At 72.3% G+C, this 22366-nt stretch carries 20 protein-coding genes and 2 tRNA genes; 9 read left to right on the top strand and 13 right to left on the bottom strand.

Annotated elements, in window-relative coordinates; genetic code table 11:
• Positions 1-6: 6 nt before the first annotated feature.
• The gene (locus FHX40_RS03360) at positions 7-837 is read right to left on the bottom strand and encodes a lysophospholipid acyltransferase family protein (protein ID WP_142258251.1); all 831 of its coding nucleotides are present in this window, start codon (positions 835-837) and stop codon (positions 7-9) included.
• A gap of 84 nt (positions 838-921) precedes the next feature.
• Here FHX40_RS03360 and cofC point away from each other — a divergent pair, with 84 nt between their 5' ends.
• Positions 922-1569, top strand: coding sequence for a 2-phospho-L-lactate guanylyltransferase (gene cofC, locus FHX40_RS03355; RefSeq protein ID WP_142258250.1), 648 nt, complete (start codon positions 922-924; stop codon positions 1567-1569).
• Positions 1570-1592: 23 nt separating this feature from the next.
• Here the strand turns inward: cofC and FHX40_RS03350 are convergent, their stop codons facing one another.
• Positions 1593-3062, bottom strand: a complete 1470-nt coding sequence (locus FHX40_RS03350; protein WP_142258249.1) for an MFS transporter — start codon at positions 3060-3062, stop codon at positions 1593-1595.
• 154 nt (positions 3063-3216) lie between these two features.
• Here FHX40_RS03350 and FHX40_RS03345 point away from each other — a divergent pair, with 154 nt between their 5' ends.
• Both FHX40_RS03345 and FHX40_RS03340 read left to right on the top strand, forming a co-directional pair.
• The gene (locus FHX40_RS03345; RefSeq protein WP_142258248.1) at positions 3217-3948 is read left to right on the top strand and encodes a TetR/AcrR family transcriptional regulator; all 732 of its coding nucleotides are present in this window, start codon (positions 3217-3219) and stop codon (positions 3946-3948) included.
• Between the two features lie 10 nt (positions 3949-3958).
• Entirely contained in the window at positions 3959-4177 is a 219-nt protein-coding gene (locus tag FHX40_RS03340; RefSeq protein WP_142258247.1) for a hypothetical protein, read from the top strand.
• A gap of 82 nt (positions 4178-4259) precedes the next feature.
• Here FHX40_RS03340 and FHX40_RS03335 read toward each other — a convergent pair whose 3' ends face one another.
• The 4 genes from FHX40_RS03335 to leuC are packed head-to-tail and all read right to left on the bottom strand — an operon-like array spanning position 4260 to position 6871.
• Positions 4260-4550: an HU family DNA-binding protein gene (locus FHX40_RS03335; protein WP_142258246.1), complete on the bottom strand. Its 291-nt coding sequence runs from the start codon at positions 4548-4550 to the stop codon at positions 4260-4262.
• A 57-nt stretch (positions 4551-4607) separates the two neighbouring features.
• Positions 4608-4883 carry an SCO5555 family protein gene (locus tag FHX40_RS03330; protein ID WP_142258245.1) on the bottom strand — a complete coding sequence of 92 codons (276 nt, stop codon included), beginning with the start codon at positions 4881-4883 and terminating at the stop codon, positions 4608-4610.
• A complete protein-coding gene (gene leuD / locus FHX40_RS03325; protein WP_142258244.1) occupies positions 4862-5449 on the bottom strand; it encodes a 3-isopropylmalate dehydratase small subunit in 588 nt (195 codons plus the stop codon). Before leuD ends, FHX40_RS03330 begins: the two co-directional genes overlap by 22 nt.
• A gap of 36 nt (positions 5450-5485) precedes the next feature.
• Positions 5486-6871, bottom strand: a complete 1386-nt coding sequence (gene leuC / locus FHX40_RS03320) for a 3-isopropylmalate dehydratase large subunit (RefSeq protein WP_142258243.1) — start codon at positions 6869-6871, stop codon at positions 5486-5488.
• A 78-nt stretch (positions 6872-6949) separates the two neighbouring features.
• Between leuC and FHX40_RS03315 the strand changes: the two genes are divergently transcribed.
• A complete protein-coding gene (locus FHX40_RS03315; protein ID WP_142258242.1) occupies positions 6950-7675 on the top strand; it encodes an IclR family transcriptional regulator in 726 nt (241 codons plus the stop codon).
• A 71-nt stretch (positions 7676-7746) separates the two neighbouring features.
• Entirely contained in the window at positions 7747-9513 is a 1767-nt protein-coding gene (locus FHX40_RS03310) for a hypothetical protein (protein WP_142258241.1), read from the top strand.
• A gap of 211 nt (positions 9514-9724) precedes the next feature.
• Here the strand turns inward: FHX40_RS03310 and FHX40_RS03305 are convergent.
• Both FHX40_RS03305 and FHX40_RS03300 read right to left on the bottom strand, forming a co-directional pair.
• A tRNA-Glu gene (locus FHX40_RS03305) sits at positions 9725-9800 on the bottom strand.
• A gap of 652 nt (positions 9801-10452) precedes the next feature.
• Positions 10453-10524: transfer RNA gene (locus tag FHX40_RS03300), tRNA-Gln, on the bottom strand.
• Between the two features lie 178 nt (positions 10525-10702).
• On the opposite strand from FHX40_RS03300, the gene FHX40_RS03295 reads away from it, so the two are divergent.
• Positions 10703-12724 carry a M3 family metallopeptidase gene (locus tag FHX40_RS03295; protein ID WP_142258240.1) on the top strand — a complete coding sequence of 674 codons (2022 nt, stop codon included), beginning with the start codon at positions 10703-10705 and terminating at the stop codon, positions 12722-12724.
• A gap of 33 nt (positions 12725-12757) precedes the next feature.
• Here FHX40_RS03295 and gltX read toward each other — a convergent pair whose 3' ends face one another.
• Complete coding sequence (gene gltX, locus FHX40_RS03290) at positions 12758-14152, bottom strand: glutamate--tRNA ligase (protein ID WP_142258239.1); 1395 nt, start codon at positions 14150-14152, stop codon at positions 12758-12760.
• On the bottom strand, positions 14145-14921 hold the full coding sequence (locus FHX40_RS03285; protein WP_142258238.1) for a fumarylacetoacetate hydrolase family protein: 777 nt from the start codon (positions 14919-14921) through the stop codon (positions 14145-14147). Before FHX40_RS03285 ends, gltX begins: the two co-directional genes overlap by 8 nt.
• Positions 14922-15062: 141 nt before the next feature.
• Here FHX40_RS03285 and FHX40_RS03280 point away from each other — a divergent pair, with 141 nt between their 5' ends.
• Positions 15063-15455 carry an antibiotic biosynthesis monooxygenase family protein gene (locus FHX40_RS03280; RefSeq protein WP_142258237.1) on the top strand — a complete coding sequence of 131 codons (393 nt, stop codon included), beginning with the start codon at positions 15063-15065 and terminating at the stop codon, positions 15453-15455.
• 186 nt (positions 15456-15641) lie between these two features.
• The gene (locus tag FHX40_RS03275; RefSeq protein ID WP_142258236.1) at positions 15642-17393 is read left to right on the top strand and encodes a heparinase II/III family protein; all 1752 of its coding nucleotides are present in this window, start codon (positions 15642-15644) and stop codon (positions 17391-17393) included.
• Here the strand turns inward: FHX40_RS03275 and cimA are convergent.
• Positions 17390-18988, bottom strand: coding sequence for a citramalate synthase (cimA, locus tag FHX40_RS03270; protein ID WP_142258235.1), 1599 nt, complete (start codon positions 18986-18988; stop codon positions 17390-17392). The genes FHX40_RS03275 and cimA overlap by 4 nt on opposite strands.
• Positions 18989-19241: 253 nt before the next feature.
• Between cimA and FHX40_RS03265 the strand changes: the two genes are divergently transcribed.
• The gene (locus tag FHX40_RS03265) at positions 19242-19898 is read left to right on the top strand and encodes an O-methyltransferase (protein WP_142258234.1); all 657 of its coding nucleotides are present in this window, start codon (positions 19242-19244) and stop codon (positions 19896-19898) included.
• Positions 19899-20003: 105 nt separating this feature from the next.
• Here the strand turns inward: FHX40_RS03265 and FHX40_RS03260 are convergent, their stop codons facing one another.
• Complete coding sequence (locus tag FHX40_RS03260) at positions 20004-21101, bottom strand: branched-chain amino acid aminotransferase (RefSeq protein WP_142258233.1); 1098 nt, start codon at positions 21099-21101, stop codon at positions 20004-20006.
• A 202-nt stretch (positions 21102-21303) separates the two neighbouring features.
• Positions 21304-22353: a 3-isopropylmalate dehydrogenase gene (locus tag FHX40_RS03255; protein ID WP_142258232.1), complete on the bottom strand. Its 1050-nt coding sequence runs from the start codon at positions 22351-22353 to the stop codon at positions 21304-21306.
• Between the last annotated feature and the right edge of the window lie 13 nt (positions 22354-22366).

Raw genomic sequence — 22366 nt, 5'->3', positions numbered from 1 at the left:
ACGTCATCAAGCCTGGGCGACGTTGTCCGCGTCGCCCGCCGATCCGGACGCGGGGCCGGTCGCGCCCTCACCCGCCGAGCCGTTCCCGGAGCCATTCGCGGAGCCGTTCGGGGCGCCCTCGCCCGCACGCGCCCGGTTCATGTCGTACGGCGTGTCGGGCGCCTTCTCCCCGCGCAGCTCGGCGAGCTGGGCGGTGATCGCCGCCATGATGTCGGCGGTCGCCTCGCGGAGCACGGTGCCGCGGATCGGCTGCCCCTGGTACTTCGACAGGTCGACGGGCGGCCCGGCGAGCACGCGGAAGGTCTTGCGCGGCAGCAGCCGGGGCCGCGTCTCCTTGCCGTACGGCAGCAGCTCCTGCGCCCCCCAGTGGGCGACCGGGATCACCGGCGCGCCGGTGGCGAGCGCGAGCCGGGCCACCCCGGTCTTGCCGACCATCGGCCACAGGTCGGGGTCCCGGGTGACCGTGCCCTCGGGGTAGACGACCACGCACGCCCCCTCCCGCAGCGCCGCCTCGGCGTGCTTGAGCGACACCGCCGCGTCGGCCCGGCCGCGCGCGACCGGGATCTGCCGCAGCTTGCGCAGCACGTACCCGAGCACGGGGTAGCGGAACAGGCTCTCCTTGACCATGAAGACCATCCACCGCCCGTTCACGTACAGGTAGTGGGAGATGAGCAGCGGGTCGATGTTCGACAGATGGTTGAGCGCGATGATGCAGCCGCCCTCGCGCGGAATCCTCCCCCGCCAGTCCCGCTTGACCAGAAGGAACAGCAACGGCCGCAGGATCACCACGGCCAGCGCCTCCCAAAACAGCGACGGTCGTCCGGGCCGGCGACTCATTACCCCTCCTGTGGTCGGCGGACAGGTGCGTCCCCAAGTCTCCCGGTTCGCCGCCACGCCTGTCGAGGCGGGATGCTGGTAGGCATGGATGTCGTGGGAGGTTCCGGCTGGTCCGTGGTGGTGCCGGTGAAGACCCTCGTGGCCGCCAAGACGCGCCTCGCCGAGGCCGCCGGGCCGTACCGGGCCGCGCTCGCGGTCGCGGTGGCGTGTGACACGGTGGCGGCGGCGCTCGCCTGCCCGCCGGTGCGGCGGGTCGTGGTGGTCACCGCCGACCCGGTCCCGGCCGAGCGGCTCGCCGCGCTCGGCGCGCACGTGGTGGGCGACCCGCTGCGCGGCCTCAACGCCGCGCTGCGCGCCGGAGCCGCCGAGGCGGTACGGCTCGCGCCGGGCGACCACGTGGCCGCGCTCCAGGCCGACCTGCCCGCGCTGCGCCCGGCCGAGCTGGCCCGGGTGCTCGCCGCGGCGGAGCAGTTCGAGCAGGCGTTCCTCCCCGACGCGGTCGAGGTGGGCACCACCTGCTACACGGCCCGCCGGAGCGAGCCGTTCCGGCCCGCGTTCGGCGGCGAGTCCCGGGCCCGGCACCTGGCGGGCGGGGCGAAGGAGCTGCTGCTCGACGGGGTCGCCTCGGTGCGCCGGGACGTCGACACGATCGAGGACCTGCGCGACGCGCTCGCCCTCGGCGTCGGCCCGCACACCGCCGCGGTCGCCGCCGAGATGGGCCTGTCCGGCTAGCGGCGACCGCGCCGCCGGGGCGGTCAGGGGTGCCCGGCGCCCGGGCGGGCCCGGCGCGGCAGCAGGTACGCCACCGCGAAGGTGAGCGCGAGCATGCCGAGCACGAGCCACAGGGTGGTCCGGATCGCGCCGCCGAAGCCGGTTCCCGCATGGAGGGCCGTCCCGGACTGGAAGAACACGGTGCCGAGCAGCGCCACCCCGAACGACCCGCCGAGCTGCTGCACGGCGGTGAGCGCGCCGGAGGCCGAGCCGGTCTCCCGCGGCTCCACCCCGGCGAGCACGATGTCGAAGAACGGGGCCATGACCGCGCCCATGCCCAGGCCGGCGACGACCAGCGCGGGGCTCATCGCCCAGACCGTGACCTGCCCGGCGGTCTCCAGGACGACGAGCAGGCCGCCCGCGCCGAGCGCCATGACGGCCAGGCCGAGGTGGACGAGGCGGCGGCCCAGCCGCGCCACGAGGGCCGCGCCGGCCCCGGCGCCGATCGCCGACCCGATCGACCAGGGCAGGAAGGCGAGCCCCGCGTCCGTCGCGGAGCGGCCCAGGCCGATCTGCAGGTACAGGCTGAGCACGAGGGAGAACCCGGCGATCACCGCGAAGAACACCAGCCCGGTGACGAGCCCGCCGGAGAACGCCCGCCTGCGGAACAGCTCGGGCACCACGAGCGGGTCCCCGCCCGCCCGCCGCCGGGCCACCTCGTACCGGCCGAACAGGGCGAACAGCCCGGCGGACGCCGCCATCATCGCGAACGTCCAGGCCGGCCAGCCCAGCTCGCGCCCCTGCACCAGGGGGTAGATCGCGAGCAGCCCGGCCGCGGTGACGAGCAGCATGCCGGCGAGGTCGAGCCGGGGCGGCCGTGCCGTACGGGCCTCGGGCAGCACCCACCACCCGGCGAGTACGGCGAGCAGCGCCACGGGCAGGTTGATGATGAAGATCATCCGCCATCCGGTGCCGAAGAGGTCGGCGTCGATCAGCCACCCGGCGAGCAGCGGCCCGCCGACCGAGGCGAGCCCCATCACCGGGCCGAACAGCCCGAAGGCGAGCGGCATCTCGCGCGGCGGGAACATGGTCTTGATCAGGCCGAGCCCCTGCGGCAGCATCACCGCGCCGAAGGCGCCCTGCACCACCCGGGCGGCGAGCAGCGTCCCGGGCGTCCAGGCCACCGCGCACAGCAGCGAGCCGGCGGCGAACCCGAGGGCGCCGACCAGGAACATGCGCTTCTTGCCGTAGATGTCGCCGAGGCGGCCGCCGGTGATGAGGCCGGCGGCGAGCGCGAGCGTGTAGCACGCGCCGAGCCACTGGATCGTGCTCTCGCCGCCACCGAGGTCGGCCCGGACGGCGGGCCCGGCGATGTGCGTGACCAGCGCGTCGAGCAGGTCCATCACCTCGGCGGCGAGGAGGACGACGAGGGCGGTCCAGCGCCATCGATGGCCGGTCTCGGCGTCCGCGGGCGCCGGGGCGGCGGACATGGAATCGGGAACGGGGGTGGTCATGACCCCTCCTAGAGAACAGTGTTCACCATATCTGAGCAATGTTCTGTCATAGAACACTGTTCACCATCAAGAGAGGTGTTCTCCGTGCTGAGCATCGCTCGGCAGGGTTCGGGGCCTGTGGTAGAAGTGGAGGCGCAGGCCGACAGGGAGATCGATGACCAGCGAACCCGAGAAGGCCGAGGACTCCCTGCCACCGCCGCCGTGGGAGCGCCCGGCCAAGCGCACCGCCCCCGCCCGGGTCCCCCTCAGCCGGGACCGCATCATCGACGCGGCCTTCACCGTGCTCGACCGGGTGGGCTTCGACCGGCTGAGCATGCGCCAGGTCGCCGCCGAGCTCGGCGTCGTGGTCTCGGCCCTCTACGCGCACGTCCGGGACAAGGACGAGCTGCTGGAACTGATGTACACCCGGGCCTTCGCCGGCCTGCACGTCCCCGACCCCGACCCCGAGCGGTGGACCGAGCAGGTCAAGGAGTACGCCAGACAGGTGCGCGCCCGCCTGCGGTCCCACCGCGACCTCGCCCGCATCTCCATGCGGCACCTCCCGCTCACCCGCGAGATGCTGCCGATCGTGGAGCGGGTCTTCGCGATCCTCCGGGCGGGCGGGCTGCCCGACGACATGGTGACCGCCGCCGCCGACATGCTCTCCACCTATGTGGAGGGGTTCGTTTACGAGGAATCGTTGTGGTTTGAACACAAACCGGAGGGCGACCCGTTCTGGGAAGGGCTCGGCACGCAGATGCGGGACTATTTCGCCGCGCTGCCGCCGGACCGGTTCCCGAACCTCGTCGCGCTCTCCGGGGCGATGTTCGCGGCGGACAACGACGCGCGCTTCGAGCTCGGCCTCGACGTCATTCTGCGCGGCCTGGCGAGCTACGCCGGGCGTTAGGATGGCGGCCGTGCAGGCCACCGTACGGACGTTCGATCCGAGGACGCGCAGCGGCACGCTGTTCCTCGACGACGGCACGCCGGTCGGCTTCGGCCGCGAGGCGCTCGACGCCGGGCCGCTGCGCACGCTGCGTCCGGGTCAGCGGGTGACCATCTCGATGCTCGGCGACGTGGTCGTCACCATCACCCATCCCGGCTTTTCCCCGCCCGGCGGGGACGAAGGCGAGTGAGGATCCGGGGGTAACGGGCCGGAAAAGGACGGCGCCCGGCCCCATCGAGGCCGGGCGCCGTGGCGTCCATTACGCGGCGTGGCTATTTCTGCCTCTTTCCGCCCTCGTTGACCAGCTCCTTGAAATCCGTCCCGGGCCGAAATCGCGGCACCCAGCTCTCCGGCACCTCGATCGGTTCACCGGTCGACGGGTTGCGGGCGGTGCGCGCCGGCTTGTGCACCATCTCAAACGCGCCGAAACCCGTGATCGAGACCTTGTCGCCGCCGGCGACCGCCTGCTGAATGACGTCGAGCACGGCGTTGACCGCCTCGGTCGCGGCCTTCTTGTCGCCGAGCCGGCCGGCCACCGCCTCGACGAGTTCGCGCTTGTTCATGTTTCCCCCCCTGGTAACCCCTTACCTGCTTGAAATTAGGGGACACCGGCGTGGGACTCAATCACCAGCGGCCATGTTGCGCTCACTCGGCGTGTCGTAATAGGCGGCGAGCTCGGTCAGGAACGCCTCCAGGCGTGCGTTCGCGTGGTGAATGTCGCGCTTTGCCACATCACAGATCACCAGCAGGCGCTTGGTGAGCCGGACGCGCTCCTCCCGCGGGACCGCGAGCAGCCGGACGCGGCGGTGCGCGTCGCGCAACCGCCGCGCCAGCAGGCCGTGCAGGCCGGGAAAGCTCTCCCGGAAATGGTCGGTCACACGGTCGTCGGCAGCCATGGCTGCCGACCATTCTCGTACGCCGCGATGGCGTCCTCGTGCCGCAGGGTCAGCCCGATGTCGTCGAGACCCTCCATCAGCCGCCACCGGGTGTAGTCGTCGATCTCGAACGGGACCGTGCCGCCGGCCCAGCGCACCTCGCGGGCGTCGAGGTCGACGGTGAGCTCCGCCTGCGGGTCCTTCTCCGCGAGGTCCTGCAGGCTCAGCACCACGTCCTCGGGCAGCACCACCGGCAGCAGGCCCATCTTGGTGGCGTTGTTGCGGAAGATGTCACCGAACCGCGGCGAGATCACCACGCGGAAGCCGTACTGCTGCAGCGCCCACACCGCGTGCTCCCGGGAGGAGCCGGTGCCGAAGTCGGGACCGGCGACGAGGATCGTCGCCCCGTCGTAGGCCGGGTTGTTGAGCACGAAGTCGGGGTCCTCCCGCCAGGCGGCGAACAGGCCCTTCTCGAAGCCGGTACGGCTCACCTGCTTGAGCCAGACGGCCGGGATGATCTGGTCGGTGTCGACGTTGCTGCGGCGCAGCGGCACGGCGCGGCCGGTGTGCGAGACGAACTTCTCCATCGTCGGATTCCTCTCAAGGGCGAAGTCGGCGGGCGGTCACAGGTCGGCGGGCGCGGTCAGCCGGCCGGTGACCGCGGTCGCGGCGGCGACGGCCGGGGAGACCAGGTGGGTACGGCCGCCCTTGCCCTGCCGGCCCTCGAAGTTGCGGTTGGAGGTGGAGGCGCTGCGCTCGCCCGGGCGGAGCGTGTCCGGGTTCATGCCCAGGCACATCGAGCAGCCCGCGGTGCGCCACTCGGCGCCGGCCTCGATGAAGATCTCGTGCAGGCCCTCGGCCTCGGCCGCGGCCTTCACCTCCATCGAGCCGGGCACGATCAGCGTGCGCGCGGTGACCTTGCGGCCGCGCAGCACCTCGGCGACGGTGCGCAGGTCCTCCAGCCGCCCGTTGGTGCACGACCCGACGAAGACCGTGTCGACCTTGATGTCGCGCAGCCGCGTGCCGGGCTTGAGGTCCATGTAGGCGAGGGCGCGCTCGGCGGCGGCGCGCTCGATCGGGTCGTCGAAGTCCTCCGGCGAGGGCACCACGCCGCCGAGCGGCGCGCCCTGGCCGGGGTTGGTGCCCCAGGTGACGAACGGGGTGAGCTGGGTGGCGTCGATCTCCACCACCTTGTCGAACACCGCGTCGTCGTCGGTGCGCAGCGTCTTCCAGTAGGCGACCGCCTGGTCCCAGGCCTCGCCCTTCGGCGCGTGCGGGCGGCCCTTGAGGTACTCGAAGGTGGTCTCGTCCGGCGCGATCATGCCGGCCCGCGCGCCCGCCTCGATGGACATGTTGCAGACCGTCATCCGGCCCTCCATCGACAGCTTGCGCACGGCCTCGCCGCGGTACTCGACGATGTGGCCCTGCCCGCCGCCGGTGCCGATCTTGGCGATGATCGCGAGGATGAGGTCCTTGGCGGTCACGCCGTACGGCAGGTCGCCCTGGACCTCGATCGCCATCGTCTTCGGCCGGTACTGCGGCAGCGTCTGGGTGGCGAGCACGTGCTCGACCTCGGAGGTGCCGATGCCGAACGCGAGCGCGCCGAACGCGCCGTGCGTGGAGGTGTGCGAGTCACCGCAGACGATGGTCATGCCCGGCTGGGTGAGCCCGAGCTGCGGGCCGATGACGTGCACGATGCCCTGACCGGGGTCGCCCATCGGGTGCAGCCGGATGCCGAACTCGGCGGCGTTCTTCCGCAGCGTCTCCACCTGGGCCTTCGACACCGGATCGGTGATCGGGCCGAGCACCGTGGGCACGTTGTGGTCCTCGGTGGCGATGGTGAGGTCGGGGCGGCGGACCTTACGGCCGGCGAGGCGCAGGCCGTCGAACGCCTGCGGGCTGGTCACCTCGTGGAGCAGGTGCAGGTCGATATAGAGCAGGTCCGGCTCGCCCTCGGCCCGTCGGACCACATGCTGTTCCCAGACTTTCTCGGCCAGTGTGCGACCCATGGTGTGCGACGCCTCCTTGCGTGCCACTCTCCCGAGTGTGGGTTTGCATCTCGCATATCGAGACGGCAATATCGTGTTATGGACAACTCTAGCGGAGTCGGCGTACTCGATAAGGCAGTCTTGGTCCTCAACGCCCTCGAAGCGGGCCCCGCGTCCCTGGCCCAGCTCGTGCAGGCCACCGGCCTTGCCCGGCCCACGGCCCACCGGCTGGCCTGCGCGCTGGAGCACCATCGCATCGTCTCACGGGACATGCAGGGAAGGTTCGTTCTCGGACCGCGTCTGGCGGAGTTGTCCTCGGCGGCGGGTGAGGACCGGCTCCTCGCGGTCGCCCAGCCGGTGCTCGCCCAGCTCCGCGACCACACCGGGGAGAGCGCCCAGCTCTACCGCCGCCAGGGGGACGAGCGGGTGTGCGTCGCCGCGGCCGAGCGCGCGAGCGGCCTGCGCGACACGGTCCCGGTGGGCACCGCGCTGCCGATGACCGCCGGATCGGCCGCCCAGGTGCTGCTCGCCTGGGAGGAGCCGGAGCGGCTGCACCGCGGCCTGCGCGGCGCCAAGTTCACCGCCACCACCCTCGCCGCGGTACGGCGCCGCGGCTGGGCGCACAGCGTCGCCGAGCGCGAGCAGGGCGTGGCGAGCGTGTCCGCCCCGGTGCGCGGGCCGGGCGGCAAGGTGATCGCCGCGGTCTCGGTGTCCGGCCCGATCGAGCGCCTGACCCGCAGCCCCGGCCGGCTGCACGCGGCCGCCGTGGTGGCCGCCGCGGAGCGCATCAGCGAGGCGATGCGCCGGGCCAACGGCGGGGCCTGACCGCGGAACGCGTACGGAGCGGCGGGGCCGCGCGGGCGGCCCCACGAACCGGCACCGACTAGCCTGGCGGGGTGACCGATCGGATCGAGGCGGCCGCAGCCGAGCTGCGCCCGCTGCTCCAAGAGTTCATCCTCTGGGCGCCGAAGCACGCCCCCGACAGCGACCCCGAGCTGCTCGGCTCGGCCGCCCTGTGGCATCGCCTCAGCGTACGCGACGACGTGCACGTCTGGCGCAAAGGCGATCTGCGCACCGTGCTCCTCGACCGCCTGCCCAAGGTGATCGAGGACCCGGACGCCGCCGCGGACGGCATGGTGCCCACGCTGCGGGCGTACCTGACGTTCCTGTCCACCACCGGGCGGCTGCACCGGGGCAGCGATCCCCTCGCCACGCTGCTGGCGGAGCTCGACGCGCTCGAGGATGACTTCGTCGCGGCGATGGAGGACCTCATCGCCGAGCGCGACTGGGACGACGACGAGCTCGACGAGGAGGACGAGCCGGGCGGCCTCGGCGACTTCGAGCCGTTCGCCGAGGCGCTCGCCGGCCTGCCCGCGGTCCGGCTGCGCCCGGACGCGGAGCTCGCCGCCGCGGCCCGCGAGGTCCCGCTCATCGCCCGGGCCCGTGACCTGGCGCTGTGGGCCGGTGCGGACCGGCGCCGGGTGCGCCGGGACCCGCCGTCCGGGGGCGCGGAGCTCGCCGGCGCGCTCGCCGCCGCCGGGCTGCCCCGGCCCGCCGACGGCGCCGAGGTGCCCGCCGAACACGAGCGGGAGCTGTGGAACCTCTGGGAGCACGCGTTCGACCTGGAGTTCCTCGTCGCCGACCGGCGCGGCCGGGTCACCCTCGCCGAGGACACCGCGGACTGGCCGTTCGACGACGACGAGGACGTGCTGGAGCTGTGGGTGCAGGGCCTGCGCTCGGTCGACTACGGCGACCCCGAGCTCGATGACGACGACCTCACCGAGGCGCTGGAGGGCCTCACCCGCGGCGTGCTGGTCCGGCTGCTGGTGGCCGGGGGCGCGCGCCGGGCCGACGAGCTGCGCGCCGAGCTCGCCGAGGCCGCCGCGGACCTCGACGACCTGGGCGAGGACGCGTGGGCGGCGGCGGCCGAGCGGTACGGCGACCCGCTCGCCCCCGCGCTCGACTGGCTGGCCGGCTACGGCATGGTCGAGCGCGCCGCGGACGGCGGCGCCGAGGTGGTACGGCTCACGCCGCTCGGCGTGGAGGGCGTGCTCCACCTCGCCGACGAGGCCGGGATCGAGGTGGACGCCCGCCCGGCGTTCGACGTGATGAGCGCGGCCGAGCTGCTGGAGATCTGCGTCGACCTGCCGGACGAGGAGGCCGACGCCGAGTTCGCCGGCTGGCTGGCGACCCGGGCCCCGGAGCGGGCGGCCAAGGAGCTGCTCGACGCCGCGGCGGCGGACGAGTCGAACGAGATGGTCCGGGTGCAGGCGGCGAGCATGGTCGGCTCGCTCGGCGAGGCGGCGGTGCCCGCGTGGCGGTCCGTGCTCGACGAGCCGTCGCTGCGGCCGTACGCGACGAACTGCCTCGCCCGGCTCGGCGTGCCCGACGCGCCCACGCCCGGCCCGGCGGACGTGCAGTGGATGATCCTCGACATGTGGGCGATCTCGGCGGGCCTCGGCCGCAGCGAGTTCGTGAACACGCTGCGGGACGTGGGCACGGTCCGGGACCTGCTCGGGCTGCTCGACTCGATCTGGAAGGTGCCGCACCCGCATCTGCCGGAGCTGCTGGAGACGATCGCCGACGCCCACCCGGACAAGCGGGTGACCAAGGCCGCCCGGCGCGCCCTGTTCAAGGCCCGCTCGGCCGCCGTGACCCGCTGAGCGCCACCGACGCGGGCCGAAACGGTCGGGACCCTCCCCGGAGTCCCGACGGGGTCTTTGCGCCCTCTGTGGCGTCCTCTCGGGCTCGCGCGGGCGGGCCGTGCGGAGCAGAGCCCTCGCCCGTCCCGGCCGCACCCCGGGACGGACGCCCCGGCGCCTTGCCCGGGAAACGAAAAATCCGCCTCCCCGTGCTCCGGGTGGCGGATCCTCGTGGTAGTCCCGACCGGATTCGAACCGGCGTTACCGCCTTGAGAGGGCGGCGTCCTAGGCCACTAGACGACGGGACCTTGCCTGTCGCTTTGCCCCCCGCCGTTCGCGGCGGGTTTCCTTGCGACGTCCGTAACTGTACCGTACGCGGACCGGATGACCAAACCGATTGCCGCCCGCTTTTCGATCATGGCTTTGACCTGCGGAAACGCAGAGCCGGATCCGAGGCCCGCGATCGGCCCGGCGGCGGCGACGCGGCGGGAACGGCCACCGCGCCCGGCGCGAAACGGCGCGAAGAGGCGCCCGGGCGGCGCAGCGGGCACCGCGCCCTCCGGGACGCGTGGGCCTGAACGACCCCCGCACGGCCCGGCGGTCACGCGGCGGGCGCGGAGCGCGCCGGCCACGGCCGTGGCCGCGGCGCATGACGACGGGACCGGAGCGCGCCGTGCCGCAGCCGACCGTCCGGCGAGAACCTGGAGACCTTGCCATGCCCGCGCACCGGCCCGCGCCCGGCATGGCCGAGTGATCCGGCGACGCCGTACTCGCCGCCGAACGCGCCCACCTCGCCGCGGCCCGCGCGGCGCTGCACGCCATGCGCGAACATGCCGAGTCCCTCTCCCCCGGCGCCGCGGGCGACCGCGTGTCCCACGGACGTCCGGGGTGAGCATCCTCACATCGCCCGAAAACGACGAACGCGGATGTCGGGAGACATCCGCGTCGGTCAGCGTATCGCTGGGGTACCAGGACTCGAACCTAGACTAGCGGAGCCAGAATCCGCCGGGCTGCCAATTACCCCATACCCCATTGCTCGCGGCCTGTCGGCCGTTCGCGACGTTCGAAAGGATAGCCCAGCTTGGCACCGAGCACCAAAACGAATGCCGGAAGCCCGGTCGGCCGCGTGCGGACACCGCGGATCCGGCGTTTGCGCCGGGCCCGGTCGGCGGCATCCTGGTAGGCAGCGCGTGGAGAGGAGCCAGACGCCGTGGCCGAGAACCCGTTCTTCGCACCGAGCGACCTGCCGTACCAGCTGCCGCCGTTCGAGCGCATCCGCGAGGAGCACTACCTGCCCGCGTTCGAGCGCGGCATGGCCGAGCAGCTCGCCGAGGTGGAGGCGATCGCGTCCTCGCCCGAGCCGCCCACCTTCGAGAACACGATCGTGGCGCTGGAGCGCTCGGGCCGGGTGCTGGACCGGGTGTCGGCGGTGTTCTTCAACAAGGTCTCCGCGGACGCCGACCCGGGCATCCAGCGCATCCAGAAGGAGATCACGCCGCGGCTCGCCCAGCACGCCGACGCGATCCACCTCAACCGCGCGCTGTTCGCCCGCATCAAGGCCCTCTACGAGGCCCGCGACGAGCTCGGCCTCGCCCCGGACGAGCGGTGGCTGCTCGAGCGCTACCACACCGACTTCGTGCGGGCCGGCGCCGAGCTCGACGAGACCGACGCCGAGCGGCTCCGGAAGATCAACGAGGAGCTGTCCACCCTCTCCACGGCGTTCCAGCAGAACCTGCTCAACGACACCAACGAGCGCGCGGTCGTGGTGGACGACGTGGCGCTCCTCGACGGCCTCTCCCCGGAGGCGGTGCGGGCCGCGGCCGAGACGGCCCGGGAACGCGGCCTGGACGGCAGGTACGTGATCGGCCTGGTGTTGCCCACCCAGCAGCCCGCGCTCGCCGAGCTGACCGACCGGGCGCTGCGCGAGCGCATCCACAACGCCTCGGTCGGCCGTGGCCTGCGCGACAACGCCGAGCTGGTGGCGCGGATCGTACGGCTGCGTGCGGAGCGGGCCCGGCTGCTCGGCTACGCCAACCACGCCGAGTACGTCGTGGCCGACCAGACCGCGCCGAGCACCCGGGCGGTCGCCGAGATGCTCGGCAAGCTCGTGGCCCCCGCGGTGGCGAACGCGCACCGGGAGGCCGCCGCGCTCGACGAGACGGCCGGGTTCGAGGTGCAGGCGTGGGACTGGGCGTTCTACGCCGAGAAGGTGCGCAAGGCCCGCTACGACGTCGACGCGGCCGCGGTGCGCCCGTACTTCGAGCTGGAGCGGGTGCTGCGCGACGGCGTGTTCTACGCCGCCTCCCGGCTGTACGGCCTGCGCTTCACGGAGCGGCCCGACCTGCCCGGCTACCACCCGGACGTGCGGGTGTTCGAGGTGTTCGACGCCGACGGGACCGGGCTCGGCCTGTTCCTCGCCGACTACTACGCCCGGCCGTCCAAGCGCGGCGGGGCGTGGATGAACAGCCTCGTCAGGCAGTCCCACCTGCTCGGCACCCGACCGGTGGTGGTGAACAACCTCAACATCGTCAAGCCGCCGCCGGGCGAGCCGGCGCTGCTCACCTTCGACGAGGTGAACACGATGTTCCACGAGTTCGGGCACGCGCTGCACGCGCTCTTCTCCGACGTGCGGTTCCCCCGGTTCTCGGGGACCGCGGTGCCGCGGGACTTCGTGGAGTACCCGTCGCAGGTGAACGAGATGTGGGCGACCTGGCCGGAGGTGCTCGCCAACTACGCCCGGCACCACGAGACCGGCGAGCCGATGCCGCAGGAGCTGGTCGACCGCATGCTCGCCGGCCGGAGGTTCAACCAGGGCTACGCCACCGTGGAGTACCTCGCCGCGTCGCTGCTCGACTGGGCGTGGCACACCATCGACGTGGACACCGACCCGGCCGAGTACGCCGACGTGGAGGCGTTCGAGGCGCGGGCGCTGCGCGAGGCGGGCGTGGCGCTGGAGCGCGTCCCGCCCCGGTACCGCAGCACCTACTTCGCCCACATCTTCTTCGGCGGCTACAGCGCGGGCTACTACTCGTACATCTGGAGCGAGGTGCTCGACGCGGACAGCGTCGAGTGGTTCAAGGAGAACGGCGGGCTGCGCCGGGAGAACGGCGACCGCTTCCGGCGGGAGCTGCTGTCGAAGGGCGGCAGCGTGGACGCGATGGAGGCGTTCCGCGCCTTCCGCGGCCGCGATCCCCGGCTGGATCCGCTGCTGGAGCGCCGCGGCCTGCTGTGAGGCCGGCCGTACCGACCGGCGGGCGAAGGCCCGTCAGGAGGCCCGCTGGGCGCGCAGCCGCTCCAGGGCGGCCTTGACCCGGGCGAGCGAGCGCTCCCGGCCGAGCACCTCGATCGACTCGAACAGCGGCAGCCCGACCGTGCGGCCGGTGATCGCCACGCGCACCGGCGCCTGGGCCTTGCCCAGCTTCAGCCCGTGCGCCGCGCCGACCTCCTCGAGCGCGGCCTTGAGCGCGTCCGGGTTCCACTCCACGGTGGCGAGCCGCTCGGCGTACGCCTCGAGGATGTCCGGGGCCGCCTCGTGCTTCATGCCCTTGTCCCACGAGCCCTGGTCGAACACCGGCTCGGCGAGGAACAGGAAGTCCACGTACCCGGGCACCTCGGAGAGCACCGCGACCCGGGTCTGCACCAGCGGGGCGACCTTGCGGAACACCTCGACGTCGAAGCCGGGGATCGGCCGCACCCACGGCAGGCAGCGCTCGGCGAACTCGTCGACCGGCAGCGCGCGGATGTACTCGCCGTTGAACGCGCGCAGCTTCTTCTCGTCGAAGAACGCGGGCGACGGGTTGACGTCCTCGAGCCGGAACAGCCGCACCATCTCGGACCACGGCATGATCTCGCGGTCGCCGCCGGGGCCCCAGCCGAGCAGCATGAGGTAGTTGATCATCGCCTCGGCGAGGTAGCCCTCGTCCCGGTAGGACTCGAGCGCGACCTTGTCCCGCCGCTTCGACAGCTTCTGCCGCTTCTCGTTGACGAGCACCGGCACGTGCGCCCACACCGGCGGGGTGGCGCCGAGCGCCTCCCACAGCAGCTGCTGCTTGGGGGTGTTCGCCAGGTGCTCGTCGCCGCGCACCACGTGGGTGACGCGCATCTCCATGTCGTCGACGACGTTGGCGAGCACGAACAGCGGCGAGCCGTCGGTGCGCGCGATGGCGAAGTCCTCGATCGAGTCGTTGGCGAACTCCACCCGGCCGCGGACCTTGTCCTCGACCACGGTCACGCCCTCGTCGGGGGTGCGGAACCGCACCGCGCCCGAGGTGAGCCCGCGGTCCCGGCAGTAGCCGTCGTACCCCTTGAACTCCGACCCGGTGCGCTCCTTGACGTCCTCGCGCGTGCAGTCGCAGTGGTAGGCGCGGCCGTCGGCGAGCAGCTTCGCCACCGCGGCCCGGTGCTGCTCGGCGTAGTCGGACTGGAAGTACGGCCCCTCGAAGTACGGCGAGTCGGAGCCGATGCCGAGCCAGGCGAGCGCCGAGATGATGCCCTCGGTCCACTCCGGCCGGTTCCGCGCCTGGTCGGTGTCCTCGATGCGCAGGATGAACCGTCCGCCGGCCTGTACGGCGAGCGCCCAGTTGAACAGGGCGGAGCGGGCCCCGCCGACGTGGAACATGCCGGTGGGCGAGGGCGCGAAGCGTACGCGCAGTTCAGTCACGTGAGATCACCCGGTTGGTGAGAGTTCCGATGCCTTCGATGCCGACGCTGACCTCGTCCCCGACCTGCAGCGGGCCGACCCCCTCCGGCGTGCCGGTGAGGATGACGTCACCGGGGATGAGGGTCATCACCGCGCTGACGTGGGCGATCAGCTTCGGGATGTCGTGGATGAGCTGGGAGGTGCGGGCGCTCTGCCGCAGCTCGCCGTTGACGCTGGTGGTGATCGCCAGGTCGGACGGGTCGAGCTCGGTCTGGATCCACGGGCCGAGCGGGCAGAAGGTGTCGAAGCCCTTGGCCCGGGTCCACTGGCCGTCCTTGTTCTGCAGGTCCCGCGCGGTGACGTCGTTGGCGCAGGTGTAGCCGAAGATGACCTCGTTGGCGCGCTCGGCGGGCACGTCCCGGCACAGCCGGCCGATCACGACGGCGAGCTCGCCCTCGAAGTCCACGCGCTCGGAGAGCTTGGCCGGGTAGACGATGCCCTCGCCGGGGCCGATCACCGAGCTGGACGGCTTGAGGAACATGAGCGGCTCCTCGGGCACCTCGTTGCCGAGCTCCGCCGCGTGGGCCGCGTAGTTCCGCCCGATGGCGATGATCTTCGTCGGGAGCAACGGGGCGACGAGCCGCACGTCCTTGAGGGGGTGACGCTCCCCGGTGAACCGGATGGTGCCGAACGGGTGCCCGTCGATCCGCGCGACGACCTCCTCGCCGCGCGCCCCCTCGATCACGCCGAAGGCGACCTCACCGTCCTTGGTATACCTCGCGATGCGCACACCACAAGGCTAGTGCCGTACCGCACCTGGGGGTGGCAGCCGGGCGGGCGCCTGTGGACGGCCGGCGTACGGCGTGGCCTGCGCCGCGTCGCAGGGCACGTCGTCCGTGCCACGGGCAGGGCGCGGTGAGAGGATCGAGACATGTCCGTAGTGAAGATCAACGTGCTGACCGTGCCGCCGGAGATGCGCGAGGAGCTGGAGAAGCGGTTCGCCAACCGGGCCGGCATGGTCGAGTCCTCCGACGGCTTCGAGTGGTTCGAGCTGCTGCGGCCGGTCGAGGGCACCGACCGCTACCTCGTCTACACCCGCTGGCGCAGCGAGGAGGACTACCAGCGGTGGCTGAGCAGCCGGGCGTTCCAGGCCGGGCACGCCCAGGCGTCCGCCGACCGGGCGCAGGCGGGCCACGGACAAGGGCAGGGACAGGGACAGGGGCAGGGGCACGGCCACGGGCAGGGCGGGCCCGCGGCGAGCGCCTCCGAGATCTGGTCCTTCGAGGTGGTGCAGAGCGCCGGGCCGAAAACCGGGGGCGAGTGACGCTCCGCCGTACGGGACATACGACGCGTCATAGGACGCAATCCGTCAAAGCTCCGATAACAAATGTGCGGATTGTGACGCCTGTGCCCTGAGCACCTGGTGTGATTCGGTCCATATGACCGGCTTGCGAGCTCGTGCCGGAACCCCACGCCGGCACGGGCTCTCGTTCTGCTCGGGGAGGAAGGCGTGCGCGCCCGCACACGAGGCATCGCTCTGTTGTCGGTCCTGCTCGCGGCCGGCGCGGTCGTCCCGGCCGCGCACGCGGCGCCCACGACGGCGCCCGAGAGCAAGCGCACCGGCGACTGCCAGGGCGACTGGCTGCCCGCCACGCCGACGGCGGCGGACATCATGGCGGGCCGGCTCGAGTTCGTCGACCTCCCCCCGGTCCGCATCGGCCGCGACGTGAACTGGCACACCAACCCCCACCGCAACCGCTCGTGGGCGATGGTGTTCCACTCGCTGCGCTGGATGGCCCGGCTCGTCGCCGAGTACGAGACCACCGGTGACCGCAGGTACCTCGACCGCGCGGTGGAGGTCGCCAAGGACTGGGTGAAGGACAACCCGCGCGGCGGGCGGCGCACCAACCGGTACGCCTGGGAGGAGCACCCGGTGGCGCTGCGCGCCCCCGCCCTGGTCTGCCTGAGCCGGCACGTGAAGGCGGACTGGCTCACCCGCAGCCTGCGCGAGCACGCGAAGGTGCTCGCCAACCCGGCCCTGTATGAGAAGGGCCACAACCACGGCCTCGACCAGGACATCGGCCTGCTCAGCATCGGCTGCCGCCTCGGCGAGCGCTCCTGGAGCAGGCTCGCGGTGAAGCGGATGAACTCCTCGGCGAGGCTCGCCATCGACTCCGACGGCGCGCTGCAGGAGCAGGCGCCGCGGTACGGCGTCTACGTGCACCAGCGCATGACGACCGCGATGGAGAAGATCACCGAGTGCGGGATGAAGGTGCCGGGCGAGATGCGGCGCCGGTACGACCGGCTCGCCTCCTACATCGTGCACGCCACCCAGCCGAACGGGTACATGGTGCCGATCGGCGACGGCGGCCCGGACGTGCGGCCCACCGGGTTCACCCCCGACGAGGCGGAGAAGGACGCGACCGGCAAGCAGAGCACCAAGAAGGCGAAGCGGGAGAAGCCGGTCAAGGTGTTCCGCCGCGCCGGGTACGTGTTCGGCCGCACCGCCTGGGACGACCCCGAGGCGGCGTACTACTCGATCCGGTTCGGCCCCGGCCTGAAGTACCACGGCCACGAGGACCACCTCGGCGTCACCTACTACGCCCAGGGCCGGGACGTGCTCGTCGACGTCGGCTTCCACTCCTACGAGAAGACCGCCTACCGGTACTGGACCATGTCCCCGGAGGCGCACAACGTGCCGGTGGTGGCGGGCAAGCGCTTCCGGCCGCGTACGGCGAGCCGGCTCGACGCGTACAAGATCGGCGACGGGCGTCAGACGTACAAGCTGTCCGACACCGCGTACGGCGTGCGCCGCACCCGGTCGGTGCTGGTCAACCACGACCGGGACGTGATGGCCGTCCTCGACACCGCCGCCAAGGGCGCGCGCATCCGCAACCTGTGGCACTTCCCCGCCGACCTGAAGGTCATCTCCAACCGGGGCGGCCACGTCGTGGTCGGCGAGAACGGCGCCAAGGGCTGGCGGGCGAGCCTGGTGCAGCTCGCCATGCCGTCCTGCAGGCCGATCGGCGGCCAGCAGGTGGTGATCGGCCGGACCAACCCGTACCAGGGCTGGGTCTCCCCGGGCTACATGCGCAGGGAGAAGGCGCCCGCCGTGGTCTCCCCCGCGGCGAGCGCCCTGCTCACGGTGATCGTGCCCGGCACCGCCGAGCCCGAGGTGTCCTGCTCGGGTGGGAAGGTGACGGTGCAGACCCCGGAGGGCACCGTCACCTTCCGCGCGGCCGCGTCCGGCGGCCTCGCCTAGCCGAGCACCGGCGCGACCTCCTGGGGCTCCCGGCCGGCGCGCAGCAGGCCGAAGGTGACGGCCTGCTCGAGGGCGTCCCAGGAGGCGGCGATGATGTTCTCGTCGACGCCGACCGTGGACCACTCGCCCTCCCGGTCGCTGGAGGTGACGAGCACCCGGGTGACCGCGCCGGTGCCGTGGGTGCCCTCGAGGATGCGCACCTTGAAGTCGATGAGCTCGAGCTCGGCGAGCTCGGGGAAGAGCCGCTCCAGGGCGAGCCGGACCGCGCGGTCGAGCGCGTTCACCGGCCCGTTGCCCTCGCCGGTGGCGACGATGCGCTCGCCCTTGGCGTGCAGCTTCACCGTCGCCTCGCTCACCACCTCGCCGGTGGGGCGGCGCTCGATGATGACCCGCCAGGACTCGACGGTGAAGTGCCGCCGCCGCTCGCCGTGCACGGTGTCGCGCAGCAGCAGCTCGAAGGAGGCGTCCGCGGCCTCGAAGGTGTGCCCGCGGGCCTCCAGCTCCTTCACCCGCTCCACGAGCGCCCGGGCCTGGTCGCCGTCGAGCTTGTAGCCGAGCTCGCGGCCCTTGAGCTCCACCGAGGCCCGCCCGGCCATGTCGGAGACGAGCATGCGCATGTCGTTGCCGACGAGCGCCGGGTCGATGTGCTGGTAGAGGTTGGGGTCCACCTTGATCGCCGAGGCGTGCAGGCCGGCCTTGTGGGCGAATGCCGACACCCCGACGTACGGCTGGTGCGAGTTCGGGGTGACGTTCGTCACCTCGGAGATGGCGTGCGCGATGCGGGTCATGTCCGCCAGCGCCTCCGGCGGCACGAGGTCGAAGCCCCGCTTGAGCTGGAGGTTCGCCACCACGGTGAACAGGTTGGCGTTGCCCGAGCGCTCGCCGTACCCGTTGGCGCAGCCCTGGACGTGGGTGGCCCCGGCGCGGACCGCGGCGAGGGTGTTCGCCACCGCGCAGCCGGTGTCGTCGTGGCAGTGGATGCCGATGCGCGCCCCGGTGGCCACGACGGCCTCGACCACCTCGCCGAGCTCGTCGGGGAGCATGCCGCCGTTGGTGTCGCAGAGCGCGATGACGTCGGCCCCGGCCTCCGCGGCGGTGCGCACCACCTCGAGCGCGTACGCCGGGTTCGCCTTGTAGCCGTCGAAGAAGTGCTCGGCGTCGAGGAAGACGCGCCGGCCCTCCGCACGCAGGTGGGAGACGGTGTCGCGGATCATCGCGAGGTTCTCCTCGAGCGTCGTGCGGAGGGCCAGCTCCACGTGCCGGTCGTGGCTCTTGGCGACGAGCGTCACGACCGGCGCCTCGGATTCGCGCAGTGCGGCGACCAGGGGGTCATCGGCCGCCTTCACGCCGGGCCGGCGGGTCGCGCCGAACGCGGCGAGCTGCGCGTGCTTCAGGTCGAGCTCGGTCCGAGCCCGCCGGAAGAACTCGGTGTCCTTGGGGTTCGCCCCCGGCCAGCCGCCCTCGATGAAGCCGACCCCCAGGCTGTCCAGGTGCCGCGCGATGGCGAGCTTGTCGGCGACGCTGAGGTTGAGGCCCTCCTGCTGGGCGCCGTCGCGAAGCGTGGTGTCGTAGACGTGAAACCGATCGTCGGCCATGGTGTCCGTTCTCTCCTCAGGGGCGGTACGGCTCGCCCGCGCGCGGTCTTTCGGCCCAAAACAAAAGACCCCTCACGGACGTGAGAGGTCTGCGCGCCGGCGATTGTCCTGTGCTAAGTGCCGGCGCGCCTGCCGATAATCAGCAGACCGTAGCGCATTGCGTCTGCCAGTTTGCCACACGTCCGGAGTGCTCCGCACACCAACCCGCCGTGCCGGCGTGGCGAGTTCACCCGGCTCGGCGAGAATGGCCCGCATGAAGGCATCCGCGTACATGGCCGAACACGTCGCCCGCTACGCCCTGGAGCACACCACGCCGCCGGATCCGCTGCTGGCGGAACTCGCCGAGCGGACCGTGGAGCTCACCGGCGACCACGCGGGACTGCAGATCGCGCCCGAGCAGGGCCCGCTGCTCACCATGCTCGCCCAGCTCATGGGCGCGCGGAACGCGGTGGAGGTGGGCACGTTCACCGGCTACTCGTCGATCTGCATCGCCCGCGGGCTCGCCCCCGGCGGCCGGCTCACCTGCTTCGACGTGAGCGAGGAGTGGACCGCGATCGCGCGCGAGTACTGGGCGCGGGCGGGCCTCGCGGACCGGATCGAGCTGCGGCTCGGCCCGGCGAGGCAGACCCTCGCCGAGCTGCCGGAGACCGAGTCGATCGACTTCGCCTTCATCGACGCGGACAAGCCCGGGTACGTCGACTACTACGAGCTGATCATGTCCCGGCTCGTGCCGGGCGGGCTGATCGTCGCGGACAACACGCTGCGCCGCGGCCGGGTCGCCGACCCGGCCGACGACGACGAGCTGGTGCGCGTCACCCGCGCGTTCAACGACCACGTGATCGCCGACGAGCGGGTCACCGTGATCCTGCTGCCGCTGGCGGACGGGCTCACCCTGATCCGCAAGCGCTGACCGCCGCGGCCCGGAGGCGCCATCGCGGGCGCCCCGGGCACCTCGGCGGCACCGCTCGTCGAACGGGGAGGCCGCGCAGGACGTGCGGGAACGCGCCAAGGACGGTCAGCAGACCTTGTGCACCCAGTCCCGGGTGTCCGGGCGGGTGCCGTACTGGATGCCGACGAGCTCCTCGCGCAGCCGCATGGTGACCGGGCCGGGCGTGCCGTCGCCGATCGTCCAGCCGCCGGTCTCGTCCTTCACCGCGCCGACCGGGGTGATCACCGCGGCGGTGCCGCAGGCGAACACCTCGGTGAGCTCGCCGGACTCGCAGCCGGCCCGCCACAGGTCGACCGAGATCTTGCCCTCCTCGGCGAGGTAGCCGAGGTCGCCGGCGAGCTTGAGCAGCGAGTCGCGGGTGACGCCGGGCAGCAGCGTGCCGGTGAGGGCGGGCGTGACCAGCCGGTCGCCGAACACGAAGAACAGGTTCATGCCGCCCATCTCCTCGACCCAGCGGTGCTCGAAGGCGTCGAGCCAGACCACCTGGTCGCAGCCGTTCTCCACGGCCTGCTGCTGGGCGACGAACGCGGCCCCGTAGTTGCCACCGCACTTGGCGAACCCGGTGCCGCCGGGCGCGGCACGGGTGTACTCCTTCGACAGCCACACCGTGACCGGCTTGATCCCGCCGGCGAAGTACGACGCGGCCGGGGAGGCGATCACGATGTACTTGTAGCTCTTCGACGGGTGGTTGACCCCGAGCCCGACCTCCGTGGCGATCATGAAGGGGCGCAGGTAGAGGCTGTGCCCCTCGGTGGTCGGCACCCACTCCTTGTCGGTCTGCACGAGCAGCTCGAGCGACTCGACGAACACGTCCTCGGGCAGCTCGGGCATGGCCATGCGGCGCGCCGAGCTGTTGAACCGGGCCGCGTTCGCGTACGGGCGGAACATCACGATCGAGCCGTTCGCCTGCCGGTACGCCTTCAGCCCCTCGAACAGCTCCTGCCCGTAGTGGAACACCGACGTCGCCGGATCCAGGGTGAGCGGCTGGTACGGCACGAGCCGCGCGTCGTGCCAGCCACGCCCCTCGGTCCACTCGATCACGATCATGTGGTCGGTGAAGTGCCGCCCGAACCCGGGGTTCGCCAGTACCCGCTCGCGCTCCTCCGGAGTGCGCGCGTGGTCGGAGAGCTGCACGTCGAAGGTAAGGCGGTGAGCGGTGGTCATGACGGGATCCTTCTCTTTTCGGTGGTCGCGCCCCATCTCATTGTGCGCCGCGGCCGGTTCGGGTGAAAACTGTAGTGAATGCGACGTCAAAGCGTCGCCAAGCGGATGATGCGGATCCGGCGGATCGCGCCGGAACATGACGAACGCGCACGGGGCGTCGGCCGCCGTGCGCGTTCGTGAGGATCGTCGAGTGGCGGCCCGTTCAGCCGGCTACTCGCTTGGCGATGTCGTCGCCGATCTGGCTCGTGGAACGGGTGCCCGCGCCCGCGCGCTCGGCGAGGTCGGCCGCGACGGCGCGCTCCACCCGGGCGGCGGCCTCGGTCAGGCCGAGGTGGTCGAGCATCATGGCCACCGACAGCACGGTGGCGGTCGGGTCGGCCTTGCCCTGCCCGGCGATGTCGGGCGCGCTGCCGTGCACCGGCTCGAACATGCTCGGCGCGGTGCGCTCGGGGTTGACGTTGCCGCTCGCCGCCAGGCCGATGCCGCCGGCGATCGCGGCGCCGATGTCGGTGAGGATGTCGCCGAACAGGTTGTCGGTGACGATCACGTCGAAGCGCGACGGCTGGGTGACGAAGAACATCGAGGCCGCGTCGACGTGGCAGTAGTCGACGGTCACGTCCGGGAACTCCGGCGCGATGCTCTCCACCGTGCGCATCCACAGGTCACCGGCGTAGGTGAGCACGTTGGTCTTGTGCACCAGCGTGAGCTTCTTGCGCGGCCGGGCCTGGGCCTTGGCGAACGCGTAGCGGACCACGCGGGCCACGCCGTACGCGGTGTTGAACGACTCCTGCGTGGCGATCTCGTGCGGGGTGCCGCGGCGCAGCACGCCGCCCGCGCCCGCGTACGGGCCCTCGGTGCCCTCCCGGACCACGACCATGTCGATGTCCTCGGGTCCGGCCCCGGCGATCGGGGTGGTCACGCCGGGGAAGAGCTTGACCGGGCGCAGGTTCACGTAGTGGTCGAGCTCGAAGCGCAGCCGCAGCAGCAGGTCGCGCTCGAGTACGCCGGGCGGCACGCTCGGGTCGCCGACGGCGCCGAGCAGGATCGCGTCGTAGCCGCGCAGCTCCTCGAGTACCGAGTCGGGCAGGGTCTCGCCCGTCGCGTGGTAGCGCTTGGCGCCAAGGTCATATGTGGTGGTCTCGGCCTTGACCCCGGCGGCGTCGAGGACCTTCAGGCCCTCGGCCACGACCTCGGTGCCGATGCCGTCACCGGGGATGACCGCCAACTTGAGCGTGCCGTGTTCGTCCAGCATGGCCGTACCTTAT

It is taken from the genome of Thermopolyspora flexuosa, assembly GCF_006716785.1.
GTDB lineage: Bacteria > Actinomycetota > Actinomycetes > Streptosporangiales > Streptosporangiaceae > Thermopolyspora > Thermopolyspora flexuosa.
Note: the sequence above shows the minus strand (reverse complement) of the source record. Positions and strands in the feature narration are given on the sequence as shown.